General features: G+C 69.8%; 5 protein-coding genes. 2 read left to right on the plus strand and 3 right to left on the minus strand.

What is annotated here, in order from left to right:
* Positions 1–126 (plus strand): glycoside hydrolase family 19 protein (locus ACWDR3_RS47035; RefSeq protein ID WP_450358840.1); only part of this gene is annotated, 126 nt, incomplete at its 5' end.
* Positions 127–254: 128 nt separating this feature from the next.
* Here the strand turns inward: ACWDR3_RS47035 and ACWDR3_RS47040 are convergent.
* On the minus strand, positions 255–2,303 hold the full coding sequence (locus ACWDR3_RS47040) for a pentapeptide repeat-containing protein (RefSeq protein WP_450358836.1): 2,049 nt from the start codon (positions 2,301–2,303) through the stop codon (positions 255–257).
* A gap of 96 nt (positions 2,304–2,399) precedes the next feature.
* Here ACWDR3_RS47040 and ACWDR3_RS47045 point away from each other — a divergent pair, with 96 nt between their 5' ends.
* Positions 2,400–3,275: a class I SAM-dependent methyltransferase gene (locus ACWDR3_RS47045; protein WP_450358837.1), complete on the plus strand. Its 876-nt coding sequence runs from the start codon at positions 2,400–2,402 to the stop codon at positions 3,273–3,275.
* 1 nt (position 3,276) lies between these two features.
* On the opposite strand, the gene ACWDR3_RS47050 is transcribed toward ACWDR3_RS47045, so the two are convergent.
* Positions 3,277–3,819 carry a pyridoxamine 5'-phosphate oxidase family protein gene (locus ACWDR3_RS47050; RefSeq protein ID WP_450358838.1) on the minus strand — a complete coding sequence of 181 codons (543 nt, stop codon included), beginning with the start codon at positions 3,817–3,819 and terminating at the stop codon, positions 3,277–3,279.
* 121 nt (positions 3,820–3,940) lie between these two features.
* Positions 3,941–5,602: a phosphodiester glycosidase family protein gene (locus tag ACWDR3_RS47055; protein ID WP_450358839.1), complete on the minus strand. Its 1,662-nt coding sequence runs from the start codon at positions 5,600–5,602 to the stop codon at positions 3,941–3,943.
* Between the last annotated feature and the right edge of the window lie 23 nt (positions 5,603–5,625).

A 5,625-nucleotide genomic window follows, 5' to 3' on the forward strand; every position in this document is an offset into this window, starting at 1 on the left:
CGCTCCATCAACGGCTCCCTCGAATGCGACGGCCGCAACCCCGCCCAGGTCCAAAGCCGCGTGGACGCCTACAACCGCATCACCTCCATCCTCGGAGTCACCCCCGGCAGCAACCTCTACTGCTGACGGATCTGGTGCGAGCAGCCACGACCTGAAGTCCGCTGGGGGCGTCCGGGGAATGACATCCCGGACGCCCCCGTGGCCGAGCGGCTATCCATCGCTGAGGCCAAGGCCATCGCACTGGTCGGTTCCGCTTACCTCTTGATGCGTCCCCGGATCGCGAGGGCGGCGAGGCCGAGCAGGACAGGTTCGGTGAGGCGGGAGGCCATTTCGGTGTAGGTGCCGGCGGTCGTGAGGTCCTGGTCGGAGGAGCGGAAGATCACCGAGTTGACCACCACTCGGAGGCCCTTCTCGAAACGCTCGGTGGAGAGCCGCTCGTGGAGGGCGTTGGTGGGGTTGACCGGGTCGGGCTTCCCTGCAGGCAGCCGAACCTGCCGACTGGTCACACTGGCGACCGTTTCCGGCTTCCAACTGTCGGCGGGCAGACCCCAGAGCATCATCGCCAGCAGCGTGCCGGTCATCGCGAGCAGCAACCACACCATGGCGCGGGTGGCGCGCAGTCCATATCCCGACAGCGCCCAGTAGGCGGAGAGGAGAGCGCGTTCGGCGCGCGGCCGGTGGCGATCGTGACGGCGCATCTCCATCTCGCCGTAGTAGAAGTCCGCCGCGTCCGGCTCGTTCTTGCTGTCCTCGAACGCCTTGCGCAACGCCCGGTAGACAGGGGCGAGTTGCGCGGGCCCCACATGGTCGACGTGCCCGGTGCCAGTGAGGGGCTGCTGCCAGCCCGCGACGGCGCTCGGCCGACGGGAGCGCCAATGGTGTTCCTCGGCAAGCGTGCCACGCTGGGTGAACCGCTGAGGGCGCATGCGCCGCCACTGCGTGCCGGCGGGGACACCAGCGAAGGTGCAGTCGCCCTCCAGACGGATCTGGTCGAGGTGGACGGTCCCGGTGAACAGGCACTGGGACAGGTCGACATCGGCGAGCACCAGGTGAGCGGCGTCCACCCCGCGCAAGGAAGTGATCCGCGCTCCGGGGCCGGTTGTGTCAGCAAGGAGATCCTCCGACACCACCGAGCCGCGATGTCCGCGGGAGTTGGGAAAGGGGGCTTGCTCGGCGGTGATGGTCAGGGGGTATTCGAAGACCGTATGCGCGAAGTCGACGTCGGCATGGCGCAGTCGCAGTGTGGCGGTCGATGCCCAGCGCGTCCGGAGGCACTCCAGGCGCCGGGCCGCGATCGACAGCGTCACCGGCTCGCTGAACCGCGCCCCCGAGAGCAGCACCGTCTTCCCGCAGACCAGTGGTCCCACCTCCCCCGCTTGCTCGAACACCGCCGCACGGAGGTCGACGTCTTCGCTGAAGCTCGTCGCCTCGAACCAGGCGAAGCCGGAGAAGGTGGCCGAGTCGAACCAGGCGTCCTTGGTGAAAGACGCCGACTCGAAACGGGCTTCACCGGCGAAGGCAGCCTCGTGGAACCGGGCGTTGCCGTTGAAGGCGGCCGCTCCGAAATCGGCGCTACCGGCGAAAGTGGCCGACCGGAATTGGGCGGTGCCGTTGAACTTGGCCGACGCGAACCTCGCGTCGCCGATGAAAGTGGCCGCGTGGAACCAGGCGTCGCCGGTGAAGGTGACTGCCCGGAACCCGACGCCAGTAAGGGCGGCCGAGTTGAACACGGCGGAGTCGGCGAAGGTGGCCAGGAGGAAGTCGGCGTTGCTGGAGAAGGTGGCCGAGTGGAACCGGGCGAGGCCGACGAAAGTGGCCGACTCGAAGCCGGCGTAAGCGGTGAAGGCCACCGAGTCGAACTGCGCCTCGCCACTGAAAGTGGCCAGGTTGAACCAGGCGCGGCCGACAAAAGTGGCTGATACGAAGCGGGCTGTGCCGGCGAAGGTGACCGCCTCGAAATCGGCGTCGCCGGTGAACGCAGCCGACCCGAAGTCGGCGTCGTCGGCAAACGTGGCCGACGCGAAGCGCACGTCGCCGAGACGAGGGTGATGCGTGGCAGGGTCTTTGAGGGCGTCGAGCAGTTGGTCGAGCAGTTCGCCGGTGAAGGTGGTACCCCGGTAGTCGATGTCGTCGCCCGCGTCGAGGCTCGCCAGGTGTGCCTCGCGGTCGACGTCGGAGAGGTGCGCCAGGCAGGACGAATACGGGGCGACAGAGCGCCCGTTGCAGCCTGTGCGGTCTCCGTCGATGACGCCGTCACCGCAGTTCGGCCAGTCCGGCACGACAGGTTCGGGGGTGAAGAACATAGGGGTGAGTACATCGCCTGCTCATCGACCGCTGTCAGGCGGCCCCGGAGAACGCGTGCGCCTCGACTCCCCCGCGGATGGTATTGACTACCGCTCATGACTGACACCGAACGCGCGGCGAGCCGAACGGCGGTCCTGGTCTGCCAGGGGCGGGCGGCAGCCGACGGCAGGCTCGCGGTGGGCCGCTTCGCAGACGCGGTGGCTGTACGACTGCTGCGGCACCCTGAGCAGGCCCCCGTGGACGAGGTGCGCGCAGGTACTCCCCCCACGGGCTGGCAGGGCCGCGCGACCTACGAGAGTGTGCGCGCCTGCGCGGAGGTCGTCGTGCCGCGCACGGTCGCGATCGACGACGCGCTGCGCAGCCACGGAACTCCCCAACTGGTCGTGCTCGGCGCCGGCTTGGACTCGCGTGCGTGGCGGCTGCCCGAGCTCGCGGACACGGACGTATGGGAAGTCGACCACCCGGCCTCACAGAAGGACAAGCAGGAACGCCTGGCCATGGCGGGCGCACCGCCCGTCCTGGCTCGTTCCCTGCACTTCACTCCCGTCGATTTCGCAACCGACGACCTGGGCAGCGCACCTGAGGCTTCCGGCCACGACGCGTCCGTGCCGACGACCTGGCTCTGGGAAGGGGTCGTCCCCTACCTGACACGCGGCGAAGTGCGGGCCACGGTACGTGCATTCGCCGACCGTTCGGCGCAGGGGAGCACCCTCGTCCTCAACTACCAGAGCCCGTCGGTGAAGGCGTCCGCGGGCCGACTGGTCGCGCGTGTCCTGAGCAGCTCGGTGACGGCGGGCGAGCCGTGGCGTTCCCTGTGGAAGCCGCAGAGGATGGCGGCTCTCCTCGGCGAGTACGGGCTGCGAGTCGTCTCCGACGAGGACCTGCTGGCCATCGCGGATCGCCTGGAGTCCAGCGTCCGGGGCCGTACGGCGCTGCGCTCGGGCCGGGTCGCCATCGCCGAACGGGAGTGAGTCACGAGGTCGACATTCCCGGCTCCTCGGAGCGCACACCGTCGCCATCGCGCCGCTGCCGCTCCGCACGCTGCTGGACGAGTTCCTCGACGGCACTGGGCAAGGTCGTCTCGAAGTCGATCAGCTTCGCCCACGTCGGTGTCATCACGATGCGCACCATACCGTCGTACAGCGAGTGGACCTCGGCCTCCCACACGACCCGCTGCTCGGCCGTCATCCCGTAGGAGCCGTTCATCTCCAGGTACTCCTCGGGGATGCCCTCGACCTCGTCGAGTTCGACGGTTCCGCGGACGAGCAGGATCTTGGGCGGGTGCACCTCCGTGTCGATGGTGATGGCGACGTTCGGGTTGTGACGGAGCGAGGCCAGCTTCGGAGCGTTCTTCGACGTGCACATCACGACCTCCTTGCCGTTCCAGGCGAAGGCGATCGGGATGCTGCGCGGTGTCCCGTCCTTGGCCACGTAGGCCAGGCGGCACAGGTCACGGGCAAGCAGCTCCTGGCTGAGCGGGCGCTGGAGGATCTCGGTGATCCGGTCGTTCGTCATGGCGGGCCTCCTCGGAACCGGGCGACCACGGTGGTCGCCTCTGCCCCTGGGACGGAGCCGTCACCCGGTTCTCGACATCCGCGCCGAACTCTTTTCCGCGGCAGCGGAAGACGGACAGCCCCTAGTGGGTACGCGGCTGCGGCAGGACCTGCAGAGTGTCACCGACAGCGCGCTCACCGGTCGCGTCGGAAGGAGCGTTGACGAGCTTGCCGTTCACCGCCATCGCCGTCGAGCCGCCGCCGTCCAGGTTGAGGGCCTGCACCGCGCCGAGCGAGCGCATGAACTCGGCGCCCTCCTGCAAGGTGAATCCCTCGCTGCCACCGGTGAGGCGGCCGTCGACGGTGACCAGGAGGAGACGGCCGCGCGCGTCGATGCCCGCCATGGTGCGCGGTTGGCGGATGTTGGACCAGGCGTAACCGAACGAGAGGTCCTTCGGGTCGAGCGTTCCTTCGGTGGCGGCATCGATGCTGACACGGCCGTTCTCGACCAGGGTGGGCGCGGCGCTGACGATGCTGTCGCCCTGCCCGAGCCGGACACGACGGCCCTCGATGTCCCGTACGACCTCGGTGACCGGGACGCGCTGTCCGAGCGTGGCGTGCGAGGTCAGCCAGTCCGCCGCGGTGCCGATTCCCTGCAGGACCGTGCCACCGGCCGGGACCCGGCCGCCCCGGGTGCCGGTGGACACGACCCGACCGGTCGCGTCGAGCACTGCCTGGGCACCGGCGCCGCTGGGCAGGGCCGCGCCGAAGGCCGGGGTGAACTGGACGAGGTCGTCGCTGGTGTGGCAGGTGACGTCCTGCCAGGGCAGCGAGCTCGGCGTCAGGCCGGGACGCCCGCAGTCCCGTACGGTGCCGGGGACCCGGTTGATGCCCTCCACGGCGTAACTCGACGCGCCCGAACGGGCGGTGACCGTCGAGGTCAGGTCCGCGACTCGGAAGCGCTGCCCTCCGTCTTCGACGATCAGGGCGGCGCGTGACCCTACGGCCATCGACTCCAACTGCCCGTCGTACGCGGCGATTCCGGACTGGGTGCCCTGGACGCCGTCGGCATCGGCGGTGACGAAGAAGCCGGCATTGACGCCGACGAGCGAGCCGAGCTTCGCGGCCACCGACGACGTGGTCTCGCGCTGGGCCACGTTGCCGTCGTGGGTGCCCGCCACGGTGCCCGAGAACTTCCGCGGATCGATCACCGCGACATGGATGTTCTCCACGTCCGCGGGCTGTTCGGTCTCGTATCCGGTCCACTCGGCGACGGCGTGGAACCCGGCCGCGCTGACGGAGGTTGCGACGGCCTGCGCCCCGGCCCGGTCGGCGTAGGAGCCCACACGTACGCGCAGGCCCATCGTGCCGTGCGGGGTGTCGGCGTACCGCGGCCATCGAACGGCCTCGGTACGCGGCTGGAAACCCGCGGCCCGCAAGCGCGCGGCGGTTTCGTCGGCCCAGGACCGCGGACCCACCTCGGCCCAGGTCGCGGCACCGGTGAGACGGCTGGTCGTCGGGGCCTGCACCGTGACGGTCCACGTGGGCACGGCAGCGGCGTTCCGGATCGTGCCGGTGCGCACCTGGACGCCGGGGGCCACGGTCTGCGTCGACCACTGCGAGCTCACCGGCCCGCGGGATTCCACCTGCGCCGACGCCGAGCCGGAGAGCGCGAACGGCGCGACGGCGGCCAGCGCCACGGCGGTGACTCCCACGGTCCGGACTCGTACGGCCCGTCGACGCGGGTGTCCCGGAGCCACGCCCGGCCTCGACGGCACGATGACCTTGGTCTCGTTCTCGTTCATGGATCCTCACGGCTGCTGCAAGG

The organism is Streptomyces sp. NPDC001002 (assembly GCF_053599215.1).

What these genes read in the sequence shown, in the direction of transcription:
- ACWDR3_RS47045 (WP_450358837.1), top strand. Translation starts at nt 2,400, where the DNA reads ATGACTGACACCGAACGCGCGGCGAGCCGAACGGCGGTCCTGGTCTGC.
- ACWDR3_RS47050 (WP_450358838.1), bottom strand. Translation starts at nt 3,819, where the DNA reads ATGACGAACGACCGGATCACCGAGATCCTCCAGCGCCCGCTCAGCCAG.
- ACWDR3_RS47055 (WP_450358839.1), bottom strand. Translation starts at nt 5,602, where the DNA reads ATGAACGAGAACGAGACCAAGGTCATCGTGCCGTCGAGGCCGGGCGTG.
- ACWDR3_RS47040 (WP_450358836.1), bottom strand. Translation starts at nt 2,303, where the DNA reads ATGTTCTTCACCCCCGAACCTGTCGTGCCGGACTGGCCGAACTGCGGT.